This window comes from Acidobacteriota bacterium (assembly GCA_028875725.1).
GTDB lineage: Bacteria > Acidobacteriota > Thermoanaerobaculia > Multivoradales > Multivoraceae > Multivorans.
The window spans coordinates 172,461-189,166 of the sequence record JAPPCR010000009.1 but is presented as its reverse complement, the minus strand read 5'-3'; the positions used below and the strand labels follow the sequence as shown (position 1 = coordinate 189,166).

Genomic DNA, 16,706 nt, shown 5'->3' with positions numbered 1-16,706 from the left:
ACGGGAATGGGCTCCGAGATCCCCGTGGACTCGATGAGCAGGTAGTCGAAGCGTCTCTCCCGCGCGAGCTGCGAGACCTCGGCGAGCAGGTCGTCCCGCAGCGTGCAGCAGATGCAGCCGTTCGACATCTCCACCAATTTCTCCTCGGTTCGCGAGAGTTCCGCACCGCCGCGCTCGACCAGCGCCGCGTCGATGTTGACCTCGCTCATGTCGTTGACGATCACAGCGACTCGGCGCCCCTCCCGGTTGTTGAGCACCTGGTTGAGCAGGGTGGTCTTCCCGGCCCCCAGGAATCCCGACAGAACGGTGACGGGGAGCCGCGGGAAACTCGGGCTCTTGTTCATGCTGTCCGCCAGGCCGTCACGCCACCCTGGGCGTCGAGCGCGGCCAGCGCGCGGCCGTCCGGTCGCCAGTACACCGCGCCGACAACGTCCGCCACGGGCGCGGCTCCTATCGGATCGCCGTGTCCATCGCGCCCAAGTGACCAGACCACCACGGCGCCGTCGCGGCCTCCCGAGGCCAGGCGCAACGCGCGGCGAGCGAAGGCGAGCGTTGTCACAGTCTGAACGTGAAGTTCCAGAACGCCGGGTCGCGTGCCTTCGGGACCTTTGCCCTGGAAGCTCCAGACCGTCACCGCCTCGCCTCCGCCGGTGGCCAGGAGCGTGCCGGTGTCATCGAAGGCCAGGGCCGACGGCTTGCCGGGATAGCCGGACATCATCGAGTCCTGCGCGGTGGAGCGACGCCAGAAGTGGACGGAGTTGTCCTGGCTGCCGCAGGCCACGATGTCCCCGTCCGGGCTCAGTACCATGGACACTAGGGAGCCCGTCCACTCCAGCTTCTGGCGAACCTCCCAGGTGGAGGCGTCGAAGAACGTCACCCGGCCGTAGCAGGCCGTCGCCAGCTCCTTTTCACCGGACCACGCGATCGCGCTGACGGTACTGGGATGAGGTTGAGACCGCCAGATTCTCGCTCCATCCGGGCCAAACGCATGAACCTCCCGTGAGCAGGACGCCGCCAACCGCTGTCCGTCCGGCGACCACGCCACGTTTTCCACCCAGGCGCTCCCGACGTCGATCGTCTGGATGATCCGGCCTTCGGCGGCACTCCAGACCAGGACTCGGCCATCCTGGCCGGCCGTTGCGAACGCGGCTCGGTTCGGCTGCATTGCCAGCGCGAGCAGTCCACCTTCATGGGCTTCGCGCTGCGCCCAGATGGTGGCGCCGGACCTGCCGTCGAACGCGTAGACGCCACCCGCGGCATCTCCGACCACCAGCGCCTCACCGCGTGGGGTCCACCCACCGGCGATGGCGTAGTCACCGACCTCGGCGGCCCAACCCGGGCGAAGAACGCCCTTCGGGCTGCCGTCATTCAGATCAGGCATGCCTCGAATCCCAGCCGCATCGACCGCTCGTCGAGGTTGCGGCCAATGAAGATGAGCTGATTGCGGCGGGGCGTGTCACCCCATGGACGATCTGGCTGTCCGTCGAAGAGCATGTGAACTCCCTGGAAGACGAAGCGACGCGACTCGCCTGCCAGGCTGATGAACCCCTTCATTCGAAAGATGTCCACCCCGCGTTCGCGGAGCAGTTGGCCAAGCCACGCGTTGAGCCTGCCGGGGTCGACGTCGCCCTCCGTCTCGATTGCGATCGAGCCCACTTCGTCGTCGTGCTCATGCTGCGCGACCCAGGTTCGCTCGACCTCGGGGGGAATCACTCCGTTGAGGTGGGGGGCGCCGTTCCCCGTGGGGGTCGCCGGCCCGGAGGGCGGACTGCCGTTTGGCCCGACTGCCGCTCCATTCGCACTCCTCAGTTGCAGGTCGAACTCCTCCGCGGTGTGCTGGGCGTAGAGCCCGACCCTCACCTGCGTATCGACTTCCAGGAAGAACGACTTGCGTCCCGGGGAGTCAAGCAGGAGGTTCAGGTGCTTTCCGACCGGAATCTCGTCCCCCGGACGAATGTCGTCCGCGGGTTCGGCGTACCGACGCACACACCACTCGGCACCTTCACGAAGTGCGGAGTCATCCGTGCCCAGGTCCGGCACGATGACGAGAGACATCGCCGGATCAGGTCCCTCGGCCAGGCTGAGTTCGTAGCGGCCGGTGTCGAGCGAATAGACGCCAGTCCATTCGAACGGGTACTCCGGCTCGAGAAAGGTGGGACGACGCTCGAGCGCCTGGTCCAGGTCGAAGGCGGCGAGGTTGAGCACCGTCTCGACGGAGACGTCCGCCATCTCGCTGCGGATGACTCGCGCCATTCGGTTCATTTCCCGGAGCCGGACCTCGATCTTGTCGAGCGCGTCGTCGACGACGAGATCCGTCTTGTTGAGAACGAGGACGTCCGCGAACGCGACCTGTTCCGTGCTCTCGTCGCTTCGGCCGAGTTGCTGCTCGATGTGGGCTGCGTCGACAAGCGTGACGATCCCGTCCAGCTCGAACTCCGCGCGAATCTCGTCGTCCATGAAGAAGGTCTGGGCCACCGGACCGGGATCAGCGAGCCCCGTGGTTTCCACCAGCACGTAGTCGAACTTGTCCCTGCGCTTCATGAGGTTGCCGAGCACGCGAATCAGGTCTCCACGCACCGTGCAGCAGATGCAGCCGTTAGACATCTCGAAGATCTCCTCGTCAGCGTTGATGACGAGCGCCTGGTCGATGCCGACCTCTCCGAACTCATTTTCGATCACGGCGATGCGTTTGCCGTGTTCCTCCCTCAGGATCCGGTTCAGCAGGGTCGTCTTGCCGGAGCCGAGGAAGCCGGTGAGGATCGTGACGGGGATTTTCTGGGGTACGTTCATCTAGTCCTCCTGAAGCACCGGTGCGAGCACCGGAATCTCTACGTCGAATCCCCACGCCGTGCAGACCTCGATCAGGTCCCTGGCGTCAACGGAATCCATGGGTTTGTGCAGCTTGTGCTGAAGCTGTGGCGCATCGGGCCGAAGCAGGCCAATCGCGGTTTCGAGGGGGGCGCAGTCTTCTTCGAGACAAGCCAGTTCGGTGACCGTGACCGTCATGTCATCGGAAAGCCCCAGCGCTTCGCGCAGTGCTCTCTTGATGCGTCGAGCCTGTTCGAGGTTCGGGTTGCGTGGTGATGTCCTGATCAACATACGCTCTGTTCTCCCTCCAGACGGCGAGACCGGCCTGGATGAGCCACGGCTTCGACAGCCCCTCTGCCGTAGACCCATCGAAGAGCACCCGCCGGTCTCGCAGCAGGATGGCGCGCGTTGCCTGGGACGGCAGTGAGTGAAGACAGTGGGTTGCCCAGACGCACGTAGCGTTCGTTCGGCGAACGGCTTCAGCAACGAGCGTGCGCAGCTCAAGGGCCGCGACGGGATCGAGCCCGGCCGTGGGCTCGTCGAGGAGCAGCAGCTCGGGCTCGAGAACGAGGAGACCGGCGAGCGCAACGCGACGCTGCTCCCCGAAACTGAGCTGATGACACGGACGCTGCAGCAGATGGTCGATGCGTAAGGCCATCGCTACCTCGCGGGATCGACATCGCGCTTCGTCCGGCTCGACGCCACGGCGAAGCAGGCCCCAGGCAATGTCCTCGGCAACCGTGCTTGCGATGAAGTGGTGCTCCGGGTTCTGGCAGAGAAGGGCCACGCGCCCGTGGAGCCGGGAGCGAAGCGTCGTATCGGGCGACACGTGGTTTCCCAAGCGCGTCATGGTCCCTTGCGCGGGTCCGTCGAGCCCCGCGAGCAGGCGCAGCAAGCTCGACTTCCCGGCCCCACTTGGTCCGAGCACGAGCAGCCACTCCGCCCTTGCCAGGCGAAGTTCGAGCTGCTGGAGCACGAGCTGCCCACCGCGTTCGACATCGATGCCATCGAGGTGCACACCGTCATGAACCCGGCGGTCTTCGCTGGAGGCACTACGCAGCAGTGCGTTCTCCTCGGCGCGTTCGAGCCGCGCGAATGCATGCAGGGCGCCTTCGCCGAGCAACGGTCCCCAGGCGGCCAAGGGCAAACGCGGTGACCCCAGGCGGAGACGGGCCGCGTCACGCCGCTGGACCCACTCACGCTGGGCGAGAACACCGTGCATGAGCGCGTGGTCGAGGCTGGCCACGACGCCTTCGGGAATCCGAAGCCGAAGCAGGAGTTGTCGCAGCGACGCCCAGTCCACCTGAGTGCCCAGCCAGAGGATCCAGATGGCACCGCACAGGACCCTGGCGCTGGTTTGGGCGATGACGTCCGCGTTGGCATCCAGGGCGACCCCACCGAGCAGTGCGAGCGCCACGACCGCCAGGGTCCACGCGAGGGCAGGCTTGATCCTGCGGCGTCCATGGACATGTGCGACCAGCAGAAGCACCGCGCCGATCCCGGAGCCGGTCAGCGAGAGGGCGGTACTGTGCGCGCCCGCGTTGACGATCAGCACGCTGCCGGTCAGCGCGATACCCAATGGCGCAACCCATGGGGGTTGAGGGCGCTCAAAGAACAGGGAGTGCTCAGCGTGGAAGTGCATCTCGCCGCCTTCCGAGAAGTCGTTCCCAACTGCGCCCCGCGACGAATCCCAGCCCGAAGAGGATGAGGATCGACATCGCGAGCCCGATCTCCCCCTGGCTCAGGTCCACGATGCTCTCTGTAGGCGGTCGCCCGGCCCCCTCCGCGGTCGCACCGAACACGGTTCCGTCGACACCCTCATAGGCACATCCCGACAGGCCGAGCAGGAGCAGGAGGCCCACGGACGCAACGGGCGCGGACATGGTGCGAGAGCCTCTTCTCAGCGAGTTCGGCAGGAGGTCCGGCCGGCGTGTGGCCAACAGCCGCACGATGCCGACGGAGGCGACAGCTTCAAGCGCCGCCAGGGGGACCTGGACCGGAGCCAACCCGACGAGCACCGCGCCGAAGGTCGTTGCAGGCGCCGCCACATCGGACAACGCCGCGGCGAGCACCACGGCGTCCGCCACGTACACGCTCAGGCCACCGACGCCGCATGCGAGACCGAGGCCGAAGGCCCCGCCGACACCGAGCCGGCGGAGCAAAGCCCAGAGCCCAACGGTCGCCAGAGGCCCCAGCAGTCCGAGGGTCAGGACGTTGACTCCCAGCGTCGTCAGTCCGCCGTGAGCGAAGAAGACCGCCTGCAGCAGGAGCACGAAGAACGTGGGCCACACGATGCGGGGAACGCCCACGATCAGGGCGAGCACCGGCGTAAGGCAGATGTGGCTGGTTACGCCTGCGACGGGGACCGGCAGTGGCAGCAGAGTGCCGGCGAAGAGCAGGCTCGCGGTTCCCGCCATGATGACCGAAGACGACGGTCTCTCGCGTCGCGTTCGTTGTTCGTCACGAAGGCTCCAGACCACGGCGGGTGTGGCCAGGGCACTCCAGGCCACAGCGTGGTTCAGCGGCAGCACGCCTTCCGCCAGGTGCATCAGCGCCCTCCCCGGCGTGGGCGACCGTCATGCCGCATCGCCGCACGCATCGCAGGTTCCGAGCAGGACCACTTCGTGTCCCGTCAGCCGAAACCCGTCGGGAACCAGGGACTCGAGGCCGTCGACGCAGCCGTAGAGGTCGAACGCGTGGTCGCAGGTCGAGCAAAGAAAGTAGTGGTGATGTTCGCGGTCCTTGGGCTCGTACCGAACGCCGCCGCCCAACAGCTCGACCGACTCCAGCATGCCTTCCTCGACACCCCGCTGGAGGGCGCGGTAGACTGTGGCAAGACCGACACCCGTTCCGCTCAGGCGGCTCCACAGTTCCCTGGCGGACAGGGGGCCGTCCGCCTCGGCAAGGGCTCGCAGGACTGCCAGTTGCTGCTTGGCTCTCTCCATGGGAGAGATGATATTCGATTCTCAGTTATCTTCAAGCGTCCTCTGGGCACGGGAACTCAGGTACCCGCCCGGCCGCCGGGACGTTCTCGTTCCGCTAGGGAGGCGCCGGCTGCTGCCGTTCAGGCCGGTAGAGCTCGCCGTCGACTTCGAGTTCCCAGTCCAGCATGCGGTCGCCGTCGAAGATGTAGCGGCCCTGGGGTGTCAGGCCGCCGAGGGAGTGGGGTAGCCAGAGCCGGTCGTCCTCCCACATCTCGTCATAGGGGATGGAGTCCAGGTCCGTCCACAGGGGCGTGGCTTCCTCGGTTTCGCGGAGTTCACCCCGGTACCTGGAGGCCGTGAACGCGTAGACGTGGATGGAGTAACCGTCGACGAACTGGAACAGGTTCTCGCCCCGATACTCGAGGCCGAGTGGCGTGATGCCGACCTCTTCCTCGACTTCGCGGACCGCGCAGACGATCGGTTCTTCGCCGGGTTCGAGGCGGCCACCGGGTCCGTTGACCTTGCCGGCGCCTAGACCTCGCTTCTTGCGGATCAGCAGGACGCGTTCCTCATCGAGGACGAAGGTCAGAGTCGCCTTGTCAACGGCGCGCCACGATCGCCAATTGATGTCGGCGACCTTCGTCTTGCCTGCTGCCTCGCGCACCGCGGGCATCGTAGCGGAGGAGTGGAGGAGCGGTTCGGCCTTCGGCACGTACCGTAGACTGCGCGGCCTATGAAGTTCGGACTCAGGTACTGCAACACGGGCCGCTTCGTCGATCCGGGCCTGGCGGTGGAGTTGGCGGTTGCCGCGGACGAGGCCGGCTTCGAGTCGATCTGGACGGTCGAACACACGGTCGTTCCGGGCGGCTACGAGTCGGCGTATCCCTACTCGCCCGACGGCAAGATGGCCGGCGGGCGCGACGATTTCGACCTGCCCGATCCGTTGATCTGGATGGCCTACGTCGCTTCGCAGACGCGGCGGATCCGGCTCGCGACGGGCATCCTGATCGTGCCCCAGCACAACCCGGTCGTGGCGGCCAAGCAGATCGCCACGTTCGATCATCTGACCGGGGGACGTCTGCTGCTAGGCATCGGCGTCGGCTGGTTGAAGGAGGAGTTCGACGCGATCGGCGCGCCGTTTGCCGATCGAGGGCGCCGGACTGATGAGTACATTGAGGCGATGCGTGAGCTCTGGGGCGCCGAACGTCCGACCTACCACGGTGAGTACGTTCACTTCGACGCCGCCTACTGCCGCCCGCAACCGGTCAGCGGTAGCGTTCCGATCATCGTCGGCGGCCACTCGAAGCCGGCGGCGCGGCGCGCCGGCCGGCTCGGTGACGGGTTCTTCCCCGCGCGCGGCGCCTCGGCCGAACTGATCGGCCTCGCGCGGAGGGTCGCCGCCGAGCACGGCCGCGACCCGGATGCGGTCGAGATCACCACCGGCATCGGCGAAGATCTGTCGAGCCTGCAGTCGCTTGCCGAGTTGGGCGTCGCCCGCGTCCTGGTACCGGTGGCGCCGATGCCCGGGATGGGACTGCATCTCGGACGACCGGAGAACGCGCAGACCTTGATGGAGCAACTTGATGAAGCCTCACCGTAGCTTTTTCCGCGCTAGTGTTCGTCGTTTGCGATTCTCTACGCCATCGAGCGTTGTTCTCGCGGCGCTCCTCGTTGCGGGGTGTTCCGCTCCCGGCGGCGAACCGCCGTGGCACTCGGTCCACCTGACCTGGCAGGGCGACACGTCGACGACGATGACCGTCAACCTGGTCGTCGAGGCGGATGGAATCGGCGAGCGGCTTCCACGGTCTGCAAGCGTCGAATGGCGGCCGTCCGGGTCCGAGGATGAGCCGGTGGCGATTTCGAGCGAACCGCTGGAGATCGGCGGAGTCCCGGATGTCCGCGTGTACCGGTTCCCGATACGGGGTCTGGAGCCCGGGGCCGGCTACGACTTCGAGATTCTGCTCGACGGACGCTCCGCCGGACCCGTCCGCAGCTTCCGTACGGTGCCGGCGGAGGGTCCCGTGCGGTTGGCGGCGGGCGGCGACGTGGGCGCTGAGCCCCTCTCGCTTGCACTGTTGACCGAGGCGGGGCGGCGGTCGCCGCACATGCTCGTCATCGGCGGCGACCTGGCCTACGCGAACGGGCTCGTTTCGAGGTGGCCGCGCTGGCGGACGTGGCTCGAGTACGTCACCGAAGCACTGGTCACGCCGGAAGGCCACACGGTTCCCCTGGTGCTGGCGATTGGCAACCACGAAGTGAACGTCGGCCGCGAGGGCGGCGTGCCCGCGTCTTCACCGCCGGAGCAGAAGGCTCCGTTCTTCTTCGCGCTGTTCGCCCAGAACCAGGGCGTCGGAGGCGCGCCGGAGGACGGTGGAGCAACGTACTTCCGGCGTGGTCTGGGCTCGGTCGGGGCCCTATACGTGCTTGACAGCGGTCACCTGGTGTCTCACCAGGATCAGGCGGCGTGGCTCGCGGCGCACATGGAGGCCGACGCGGACCTGCCGAACAGGCTCGCGCTCCACCACGTCCCCCTCTATCCGGCTCACCGTTCGTACGAGGGTTCGGCCGAGGGTCGGGCCGCCTGGGAGGAGGTCTTCCATCGGGGCCGGTTGACGGTGGCGCTGGAGAACCACGACCACGTCCTCAAGCGGAGCCATCCGATCCGGCTCGGCGAAGTCGTTGGGGAGGGCGAGGGCGTGCTCTATCTCGGCGACGGCTGCATGGGCATGGACGCGCGGACCGTCGACCTCGAGGAACGCTGGTACATCGCCCGCTCGGCGAGCGAGCCCCACTTCTGGATGGCCGAGCTGTCCGACGAGGGATCGATCTTCCGCGCCTTCGACGAGGACGGTCGGTTGCTCGACCTCGTAACGACGGGCGACGTCGAGACGCCGTCCGACGCCGGGAGTGTCGAGCTGGAGCTCGACCGGGTCATCGAGGAATCCGCCGACGCGGCCGCGCTCACCAGCCCTGCTTCACTGCCCCTTACGCAGGTAGCGGTCGCACCAGTTCAGCATTTCGGCTACGACATGTAGCACCGACTCCCGGGCTGCGTAGCCGTGGGACTCGTGGGGCATCGTGACGTAGCGCACCGTGGCGCCGTGGCCCTTCAGGGCCTGGTAGAAGCGCTCGGACTGGATCGGGAAGGTGCCGGAGTTGTTGTCGATCTCGCCGTGGGTGAGCAGGATCGGCTCGTTCACCTTCTCGGCGTGGAAGAACGGCGACATGGCTGCGTAGATGTGCTGGGCTTCCCAGAAGGTGCGGCGTTCGTTCTGGAAGCCGAACGGCGTGAGTGACCGGTTGTAGGCGCCGCTGCGGGCGATGCCGGCCGCGAACAGGTCGGAGTGGGCGAGCAGGTTGGCGGTCATGAAGGCGCCGTAGCTGTGGCCGCCGATGGCGATCCGGTCGGGGTCGGCGACGCCAAGCTCGACGACCTTGTCGATCGCCGCCTGCGCGCTCGAGACGAGCTGCTCGACGTAGCTGTCGTTCGCCGTCTCGCCCTTGCCGACGATCGGCATCGCCGGCCCGTCGAGGATCGCGTAGCCCTGGGTCAGCAGCAGCAGGTGAGAGGCGCCGCGCAGGGTGGTGAAACGGTGGGGGGAGCCGGTCACCTGGCTCGCCGCGTTGACGTTCGTGTACTCGCGGGGATAGGCCCAAAGCAGCATCGGTGGCCGGTCGCCCTCCCGGTAACCGGGCGGCAGGTAGAGAGTCGCCGACAGGCCGACACCGTCCTCCCGCTCGTAGGTCAGGAGCCGCTTCTCGACCTGGCGGAGGATCGGCGCCGGGTCGCTGAAGTCGGTCAGGGCGCGCCGGCCGCCTGTCGAGAGGTTCGTCGCGAAGTAGTTGGGCGGCTCGGTCGTGCTCTCGCGGCGGGTAAGGAGCGAGCCGCCGTCCGCCGCCAGCACGGCAACCGCCGTTTCGTAGGTCCCGGATTCGCTGCGGAACAGGCGCTCGGTGGCCAGGGTGTCGAGATTCAGCCGGTCGACGAAGGGCAGGTCGCCCTCGGGCGAGGCGCCGCGGCCCACGAGGTAGATGCTGTCGCCGTCCTGGAAGACGACGGAACTGGCCGTACCGCCTCCGGGCCGCTGCCACGGGAAGCCCGGATCGCCGTAGCTGTCCTCGGCGCTTCGGTCGAACAGCGTCCTCGGCTCGTCGCCGCCCACATCGAGCAAGGACGTGCGGAACCAGCGGGTCTCGCGGTCGTACTCGTTGACCAGGGCGGTGCCGTCGGCTGTCCAGCGGATCCCCGTGAAGCGGTGTTCCGTGCGGGTCAGCTCCCGCGGTTCGCCGTCGAACGGCGCGTCAAGCGAGAACACATGGTCGCGGTGCGGCACCTCGGCCTTCGGGTCGCCGCCGTCCTGCGCCTCGCTCCAGACCAGCGCCGCCGGCTTCGTTGGATTCCAGCGATGGCTGCGTGGTCCGGTCGGAACGCCGCCGATCGGCACGGCGTCGGCCAGCGACAGGTTCGCCACCGTCGCGACCTTGCCGACGTCCCGGGCCCATACTTCGACCGCACGCGGGAAGCGGCTCGCCGGATGCAGCCAGGAGAAGGGACGCTGGAGCCGCTCCACGAGCACATGGCGGCTGTCGGGAGCGCCGGAAACGCGCATGAAGAGCCCGGGTTCGCCGATCTGGTTCCGCTTCCCGGTGGCCAGGTCGACGGTTTCGATCCGGCTCGTGAAGTGGTACTCGAACAGCGCCTCGTCGTAGGCGTTCGCGAGCAGGTCCTGATAGGTGCGCACCGGTGACAGGCGGCCGTCGTGTTCCTGGATGTTCGGCCCGTCGGGCTGCCGCGGCGGCGAAGGTGGCGCGCCCCTTCCGGGCATTCGGAAGCGGCAGAGCACGCCGCTCGAGTCGAACAGCCACTGGCACGGGTTCCCCCACGTCGCGTTGAGCGACGCCGAAGTCAGCGCTCGCTGCTTGCCGCTCCCAATGTCGATGACCCAGAGCTCGATCCCCGTGTCGCGGAGGACGGCGTAGGAGAGGTGTGAGCTGTCGGGCGAGAACTGCGGCCAGCCGAGCGTCGTTCCGTGGGGCGCGTCGATGCGGATGCCTTCGGTACTCGCGTCCTCTTCGACCCGGCGAATCGTCAGCGCGGAGGTCTCCGGTGCCCGCCAGGGCCCGCTGTTGCGCGGGTCGATCCGGTAGCCCGCCAGACGCTCCAGCGGCCGCGCCTGCCAGGAGATCGGCGGCATGCTCCGTCGCTCAGTCAGCACGATGACGTCCCGGTTCGGGCTCACGAGCACGCCGGGAGTCGGCGGCGCGTCGAGGATGTCGACGATCTCCTGCGGCGGAGTGAGATAGCCGCCTGCAGAGCCTGGATGGAACTGTGCCGTGGCCGCGCCGGCGAGGCCGGCAGCGAGTAGAAGGCTGGTGATGGCGATAGCTGGTCTCATGGCGAACTCCTCGGCTGGACTTCGTGAACCCTATCGGTGCGGTCGGATTCAGGGACGCACGGTTCGCTAGCATCTTGCCTCCGCCGCTGTCGGCGGGCCAGCGACGAGGAGGCGACACCGTGAACTCGCGCCTTGAGCAAGCGATCGAGGCCTTCGCGGCCATGGACATCGAGGACGCCGAGGATCCGCGGGAGACGCTCGCGCTCTCGCAGCGCGACATCCTGCGGGAGTACGCGCCGGCCTACGCCCGGTGGCTCGACGCCCATCCGGAGGCGGACGAGGGGCTCTTCCCCGTCGAGCAGGAGTCGGTGGACGAGCAGCGCGAGCGCATGGCCGCGCTCCGGCCGGCACCGGACGAGGACATTCGCCGCTGGCTCCGCATCCTGCGTTATCGGGAGCTGATCCGGGTTGCGGTCGCCGACTTCAGCGGCCTCGACGACTTCGCCGCGACGACGCAGAAGATCTCCCAGGTCGCGGATGTCTGCGTCCAGCGTGCGCTCGATGCGACAGGCCTCGCCGAGGAACCGTTCGCGGTCATCGCGATGGGCAAGTGGGGCGGCCTGGAGGTCAACTACAGCTCGGACATCGACGCGCTTTTCGTCGCCTCGGACGATGTCGACCAGGAGGCGCTTCACCGACTCCAGCGGCAGGCGCCGAAGTTCATCCGTCTGATCTCCGACAACACGGGCGACGGTTTCGTCTTCCGCGTCGACATGCGGCTGCGGCCCGAGGGCAAGATGGGCCCCCTGGTGCGGACGGTGAGCCAGTACCTCCGCTTCTACGAGCGCTACGGAATGAACTGGACGTTCCAGGCGCTGATCAAGGCGCGGTTCGCCGGCGGCGACGCGGCCGCCGCCAGGGCGCTGATCGACGGCACGCGGCGCTTCGTCTTCGACCCGGAGAGGTCGCCGGAGACCCTGCTGCGCGAGGTCTTCGAGATGAAGCAGATGATCGAGAAGTCGCTCCGCTCCAAGGGCACCGAGGTCGGCAACGTCAAGCTCGGCGCCGGCAGCATCCGGGACATCGAGTTCATCGTCCAACTGCTGCAGCTCTACCACGGCGCCGCCAACAAGAGCCTGCGCTCACCGAACACGTTGCAGGCGATGTCGCGGCTGCGGGCGCACCGCGTGATCACCCAGGACGAGTACGACCGGTTGCGCGAGGCCTACATCTTCCTGCGCGTCGTCGAGCACGTGTTGCAGTTGGAACGCGATCTGCCGGTACGCCAGCTTCCGCGAGAGCCGAAACAGTGGGCGACATTCCAGTGGCGGGTTGCTTTCGCACTGCGCCAGCCGCTTGACACCCTCGATCTGGGTGGCCGCTACGAAGAGACGTCGGCGGAGGTGCGCCGCATCTTTGGTGAGTTCTTCGACGAGACGATCGAGTTCCTGGAACGCAAGCACCAGGTGCGGGAACGCTGCCCGGATCTGCCCGCGGACGTCATCGACGAGCACTTCCGGCGCCTCGAGAGCGCCTACTTTCTCGCCCACCCGGTGGAGGAGGTGGCGCGCCACGTCGAACTGATTCACGAACTCGACGGCGAGCGACTGTGCCGGGTCGACGTGCGGCACGTCGGCTCGACTCGCCGGGTGACGGTGGTAGCCAACGACTACCAGGGAGAGTTCGCGAAGATCTGCGGCCTGCTGGCGGCCTACGGTCAGTCGATCCTGAGCGGCAGCTCCTACACCTACCAGGATGCGGGCGACATGGAGTTCTACCGGCGGCCCGGAAGGGCGAAGGGGCGTCGTTCGACGCGGCCCGGCGGCCGCCGCGGCCGCCAAGGCCGGCGCAGGGACCAGAGGTCGCGGCACTCGAGGCATGGCCCCACGCGCATCGTGTACTCGGCGGAGGTTCAGCCGGCGCCGGCCCATGCCTCCCGTGTCTTCTCCTGGGCGGACTTCGAGCGGGACCTGAACAGGCTTCTCGGACTCCTGGCCAGGGGTGACGCGCAACGCGCCAACGAGGAGCTGACCCTGCGCGTGATGGAGACCGCCCGTCTGACCGATGCGGGCGTCGATGCGGAACAGGTCATGCCGCCCATCTCGATTTCGGTCGACAACGAGTCGGACGAGCACTGCACGATCCTGGAGATCCGAAGTCCCGACAGCTTCATGTTCCTGTTCGAGTTCTCCAACGTCCTCTCGACCCGCGACTACTGGATCGACAAGGTGGAGTTCGACACGGTCGAAGGCGAGGTGCGCGACCGGCTGTTCGTGACGACGCGGAGCGGCGGAAAGATCGAGGATCGCATCGGCGTCGACCACCTGCGGCTGACGGTGACGCTGATGAAGCAGTTCGCGCGGCGGCTGGCGGTGGCGCCGAACCCGCAGCTCGCGCTGCGGCAGTTCGGGGCGCTGATCGACGCGGCGTGCAAGCAGGTCGCCGATCCGACGCAGGCCCTCGCCTCGTCACTTGACGAACTGGCGCGCGTGCTGGGTGCCGGCACCTGGCTCTGGGAGGAGTTCCTGCGCCGTCAGCACGAGAACCTGATGCCGCTGCTCGAAGGCATGGCCGATCTCGACCTGGGCGCCGGGCGAGGAGATCTGGAGCGCCGTCTCGGTGCCGCGCTCGGAGCGCAGCAGGCGCCGGACGAGGCGCTCAACCGCTTCAAGGACGACGAGATCGGGCGGATCGACATGCGGCATCTGACGCGACGCATCGAGCGATTCAGCGATTTCGGCGAAGAACTCTCGACGCTTTCCGACGTCGTGCTCACGCGGGCGGCGACCGAAGCCGTCGGGGAAACCGCCGGAGACGGGGCGGAGCCTGGAGTCTGGTGCCTCTGCGCGCTCGGGAAGTGGGGCGGACGCGATCTGGGGTACGCATCGGACGTCGAGTTGATGTTCGTCTGGGACGCCGAACGGTCTCGGCTGGCCCGGGCCGGCGAGTTCTACGAGCGGGCGGCGCAGCGGCTGGCACGTCTGATCCGCGCCAAGCGCGACGGGATCTTCGAACTCGACTGGCGGTTGCGGCCGGGCGGCGCTTCGTCGCCGCTCGCCGCCTCGTTTCAGCGCTTTGTCTCGTACTACAGCGTCGACGGCGAGGCGGATCCGTACGAGCGCCAGGCGCTGGTGCGGCTTCGCACCGTGGCCGGCGATCCGGACCTGGCCGCCCGCGTCGAGACGCACCGGCAGGAGTTCGTCTTCGATCCGCGGCCGCACGACGTCGCACGGATCCGGCATCTGAGGAACCGTCAACGCTCGGAACTCGTGACCCGCGGCACGACGAACGCAAAGTTCAGCGCCGGCGGTCTGCTGGACGCCGAGTACTTTGTCCAGGTGCGGCAGATCGCGGCAGGCGCCGGCGACCCGGAGGTGCGCCAGACGAACACCCTCGACGCGCTCGGCGCGCTCCACGAGCGCGGCCACCTGGCGGACGAGGAGTTTGAGCAGATCGGCGAGGGCTACCGGCTCCTGCGCGCGGTGATCAACTGCCTGCGGATCGTCCGCGGCCACAGCAAGGACCTCGTCATTCCCGCCGCGGACACGAGCGAGTTCCGCTTCCTCGCGAGGCGGCTCGTCAGCCTCGGCCAGTTGCCGGACGAGGAGGGCGCCTGGGACCGCATCGCCGAGCGGATGGCGGCTCTCGAGCGGCTGTTCGACGGTCTCTCGGACTGAGCGCCCGTTCGCGGGCGGTCGGATGTCAGACCCGCGCACCCAGCGGAAGCCAGACGAAGAAACGCGCCGGGGAGCGAAAGCTCCCGCGGCGCGTTCTCCGCAGATGCGATGCGGCAGAACTAGCCGATCGCGACGTTGCCCGTTTCGCCCGTGCGAATGCGGATCGTCTCGTCGAGCGGCATCACGAAGATCTTGCCGTCGCCGACCCTGCCGGTCTTGGCGCCCCTCGAGATGGCGTCGATCACGACGTCGACGTAGTCGTCGTTGACCGCGATCTCGATTTTGAGCTTGCGCAGCAGCGCGCCCGCTTCCTTGTGCCCCCGATAGACCTCGGCGACGCCCCGCTGGCGACCGCGTCCCATCACGTTGGTCACGGTCAGCAGGTGAATCTCCTTCTGTTCCAGGAGGTCGAGGACCTCCTGCATCCGGTCGGGCTGAACAATCGCCACGATGTACTTCATGTCATTCCTCCTTCGGCCCTAGTCAACCAGGGTGTAGGCGTTTTCGCGGTGGTCGGTGAGGTCGAGACCGATCCGCTCCTCGTCATCGCTGACGCGCAGACCGACGATCAGATCGACGATCTTGAGCAGGATGAAGGAGACGACCGCGGCCCAGACGATCGTGTAGGCGACCGCCTTGAGTTGAATCGCGACCTGTGCGGCGTTGCCGTAGAACAGGCCGTTCGCGTCGTTGCCGGGCACGACATCGGTGGCCCAGAGGCCTGCCGCGACCGCGCCCCACATGCCGGCGACGCCGTGGACGCCGAAGACGTCCAGCGAGTCGTCGTAGCCGAGCTTGGACTTCAGCCAGGTGACGGCGAGGTAGGCGAACACGGAAGCGCCCGCGCCGACGCCGATCGCGCCGATCGCGCTGACCGAGCCGCAGGCCGGCGTGATCGCTACCAGTCCGGCGACGGCGCCGGTGATGACGCCCAGAAGCGTCGGCTTCGAGTCGCGGATCCAGTCGATCAGGCCCCAGGCGGCTGCGGCAGTGGCCGTGGCGACCTGGGTGACGACGAAGGCGTTGGCGGCCGAGCCGTTGGCCGCGACTGCGCTCCCCGCGTTGAAGCCGAACCAGCCGAACCAGAGGAGGCCGGTGCCGAGGACGGCAAAGGGCAGGTTGTGGGGCGGGGAGGTATGCACGGGATAGCCGCGCCGCCGGCCGAGGACGATCGCCGCGACCAAGGCGGAGACGCCCGCGTTGATGTGGACCACGGTGCCGCCCGCGAAGTCGAGGGCGCCGTCGCCGCCGAGGCCGAAGAAGCCTTCCGAACCGCCCCAGACCCAGTGGCAGACCGGAGCGTAGACGACCAGCAGCCAGGCGCTCATGAACAGGCAGATGGCGCTGAACTTCATTCGTTCGGCGAAGGCGCCGATCATGAGAGCGGGCGTGATGATCGCGAACATGCCCTGGAAGATCATGAACAGCGGCGCCGGGATGCCGGTGCCGTCCCAGGCGTCATAGCCGAGGCCCCCCAGCAGGAAGTAGTCGCCGCCTCCGATCACGCCGCCCAGGGCGTCGGAACCGAAAGCGAGGCTGAAGCCGACGATGACCCAGAGCACCGTCATGATTCCCATGCAGAGGAAGCACTGCATGAGGATCGAGAGGACATTCTTGCGGCGGACCAGCCCGCCGTAGAAGAACGCCAGTCCCGGCGTCATCAGCAGCACCAGGGCGCTGGCCGTCAGCATCCAGGCCGTGTCGCCGCTGTCCACGCCGTCCTGGGCTGCTGCCGGCGAAGCGGCCAGCAGGGCCAGGAGCAACGTCAGTCCCAGGGCCGGAACCAGACGAAACGTCCGGCCTCGCGTTCTGAAGCTCATTCGAGTACCTCCTCGTAGTTCGGTTGGCCCGGCCGAGCGTCTCGGTTGTCGCCCCCTTTGGGGTCTCAGCCGAGGTCAGGTTCCGGAACTGACGGCCGGGTGTGCCCCCGTACGTATCGAGAATCGTGCCAACGGCGCGCG

General features: G+C 67.6%; 13 protein-coding genes. 3 read left to right on the top strand and 10 right to left on the bottom strand.

The window, feature by feature from the left end:
• The 7 genes from OXI49_11300 to OXI49_11270 form a co-directional block, all read right to left on the bottom strand.
• Nucleotides 1-344: GTP-binding protein (locus tag OXI49_11300; protein ID MDE2691091.1), on the bottom strand; the 344-nt coding region annotated here is incomplete at its 3' end.
• The gene (locus tag OXI49_11295) at nucleotides 341-1,381 is read right to left on the bottom strand and encodes a PQQ-binding-like beta-propeller repeat protein (protein ID MDE2691090.1); all 1,041 of its coding nucleotides are present in this window, start codon (nucleotides 1,379-1,381) and stop codon (nucleotides 341-343) included. The genes OXI49_11295 and OXI49_11300, both read right to left, overlap by 4 nt.
• The gene (locus OXI49_11290; protein ID MDE2691089.1) at nucleotides 1,369-2,790 is read right to left on the bottom strand and encodes a GTP-binding protein; all 1,422 of its coding nucleotides are present in this window, start codon (nucleotides 2,788-2,790) and stop codon (nucleotides 1,369-1,371) included. The genes OXI49_11295 and OXI49_11290 overlap by 13 nt, the downstream gene beginning before the upstream one ends.
• A 217-nt stretch (nucleotides 2,791-3,007) precedes the next feature.
• Nucleotides 3,008-4,450: an ABC transporter ATP-binding protein gene (locus OXI49_11285; GenBank protein MDE2691088.1), complete on the bottom strand. Its 1,443-nt coding sequence runs from the start codon at nucleotides 4,448-4,450 to the stop codon at nucleotides 3,008-3,010.
• On the bottom strand, nucleotides 4,434-5,357 hold the full coding sequence (locus OXI49_11280) for an energy-coupling factor ABC transporter permease (GenBank protein MDE2691087.1): 924 nt from the start codon (nucleotides 5,355-5,357) through the stop codon (nucleotides 4,434-4,436). Before OXI49_11280 ends, OXI49_11285 begins: the two co-directional genes overlap by 17 nt.
• Before the next feature lie 27 nt (nucleotides 5,358-5,384).
• Nucleotides 5,385-5,753: a transcriptional repressor gene (locus OXI49_11275; GenBank protein MDE2691086.1), complete on the bottom strand. Its 369-nt coding sequence runs from the start codon at nucleotides 5,751-5,753 to the stop codon at nucleotides 5,385-5,387.
• A 94-nt stretch (nucleotides 5,754-5,847) separates the two neighbouring features.
• Entirely contained in the window at nucleotides 5,848-6,396 is a 549-nt protein-coding gene (locus OXI49_11270) for an 8-oxo-dGTP diphosphatase (GenBank protein MDE2691085.1), read from the bottom strand.
• Nucleotides 6,397-6,465: 69 nt separating this feature from the next.
• Here OXI49_11270 and OXI49_11265 point away from each other — a divergent pair, with 69 nt between their 5' ends.
• Nucleotides 6,466-7,332 carry an LLM class F420-dependent oxidoreductase gene (locus OXI49_11265; protein ID MDE2691084.1) on the top strand — a complete coding sequence of 289 codons (867 nt, stop codon included), beginning with the start codon at nucleotides 6,466-6,468 and terminating at the stop codon, nucleotides 7,330-7,332.
• A 25-nt stretch (nucleotides 7,333-7,357) separates the two neighbouring features.
• Complete coding sequence (locus OXI49_11260) at nucleotides 7,358-8,767, top strand: metallophosphoesterase (GenBank protein MDE2691083.1); 1,410 nt, start codon at nucleotides 7,358-7,360, stop codon at nucleotides 8,765-8,767.
• Here the strand turns inward: OXI49_11260 and OXI49_11255 are convergent.
• On the bottom strand, nucleotides 8,708-11,128 hold the full coding sequence (locus OXI49_11255; GenBank protein ID MDE2691082.1) for a prolyl oligopeptidase family serine peptidase: 2,421 nt from the start codon (nucleotides 11,126-11,128) through the stop codon (nucleotides 8,708-8,710). The genes OXI49_11260 and OXI49_11255 overlap by 60 nt on opposite strands.
• Before the next feature lie 119 nt (nucleotides 11,129-11,247).
• Between OXI49_11255 and OXI49_11250 the strand changes: the two genes are divergently transcribed.
• Nucleotides 11,248-14,745 (top strand): hypothetical protein, encoded by a 3,498-nt coding sequence (locus tag OXI49_11250; protein MDE2691081.1) that lies wholly within the window; start codon nucleotides 11,248-11,250, stop codon nucleotides 14,743-14,745.
• A 119-nt stretch (nucleotides 14,746-14,864) separates the two neighbouring features.
• Here OXI49_11250 and OXI49_11245 read toward each other — a convergent pair whose 3' ends face one another.
• Both OXI49_11245 and OXI49_11240 read right to left on the bottom strand, forming a co-directional pair.
• Nucleotides 14,865-15,206 carry a P-II family nitrogen regulator gene (locus tag OXI49_11245; protein ID MDE2691080.1) on the bottom strand — a complete coding sequence of 114 codons (342 nt, stop codon included), beginning with the start codon at nucleotides 15,204-15,206 and terminating at the stop codon, nucleotides 14,865-14,867.
• An 18-nt stretch (nucleotides 15,207-15,224) separates the two neighbouring features.
• Nucleotides 15,225-16,460: an ammonium transporter gene (locus OXI49_11240; GenBank protein ID MDE2691079.1), complete on the bottom strand. Its 1,236-nt coding sequence runs from the start codon at nucleotides 16,458-16,460 to the stop codon at nucleotides 15,225-15,227.
• Nucleotides 16,461-16,706 lie beyond the last annotated feature (246 nt).

Bases quoted from the DNA above. Each gene is read 5' to 3' on its own strand.
- OXI49_11295 (MDE2691090.1), bottom strand. From the start codon at position 1,381: ATGCCTGATCTGAATGACGGCAGCCCGAAGGGCGTTCTTCGCCCGGGT.
- OXI49_11290 (MDE2691089.1), bottom strand. From the start codon at position 2,790: ATGAACGTACCCCAGAAAATCCCCGTCACGATCCTCACCGGCTTCCTC.
- OXI49_11285 (MDE2691088.1), bottom strand. From the start codon at position 4,450: ATGCACTTCCACGCTGAGCACTCCCTGTTCTTTGAGCGCCCTCAACCC.
- OXI49_11280 (MDE2691087.1), bottom strand. From the start codon at position 5,357: ATGCACCTGGCGGAAGGCGTGCTGCCGCTGAACCACGCTGTGGCCTGG.
- OXI49_11275 (MDE2691086.1), bottom strand. From the start codon at position 5,753: ATGGAGAGAGCCAAGCAGCAACTGGCAGTCCTGCGAGCCCTTGCCGAG.
- OXI49_11265 (MDE2691084.1), top strand. From the start codon at position 6,466: ATGAAGTTCGGACTCAGGTACTGCAACACGGGCCGCTTCGTCGATCCG.
- OXI49_11255 (MDE2691082.1), bottom strand. From the start codon at position 11,128: ATGAGACCAGCTATCGCCATCACCAGCCTTCTACTCGCTGCCGGCCTC.
- OXI49_11245 (MDE2691080.1), bottom strand. From the start codon at position 15,206: ATGAAGTACATCGTGGCGATTGTTCAGCCCGACCGGATGCAGGAGGTC.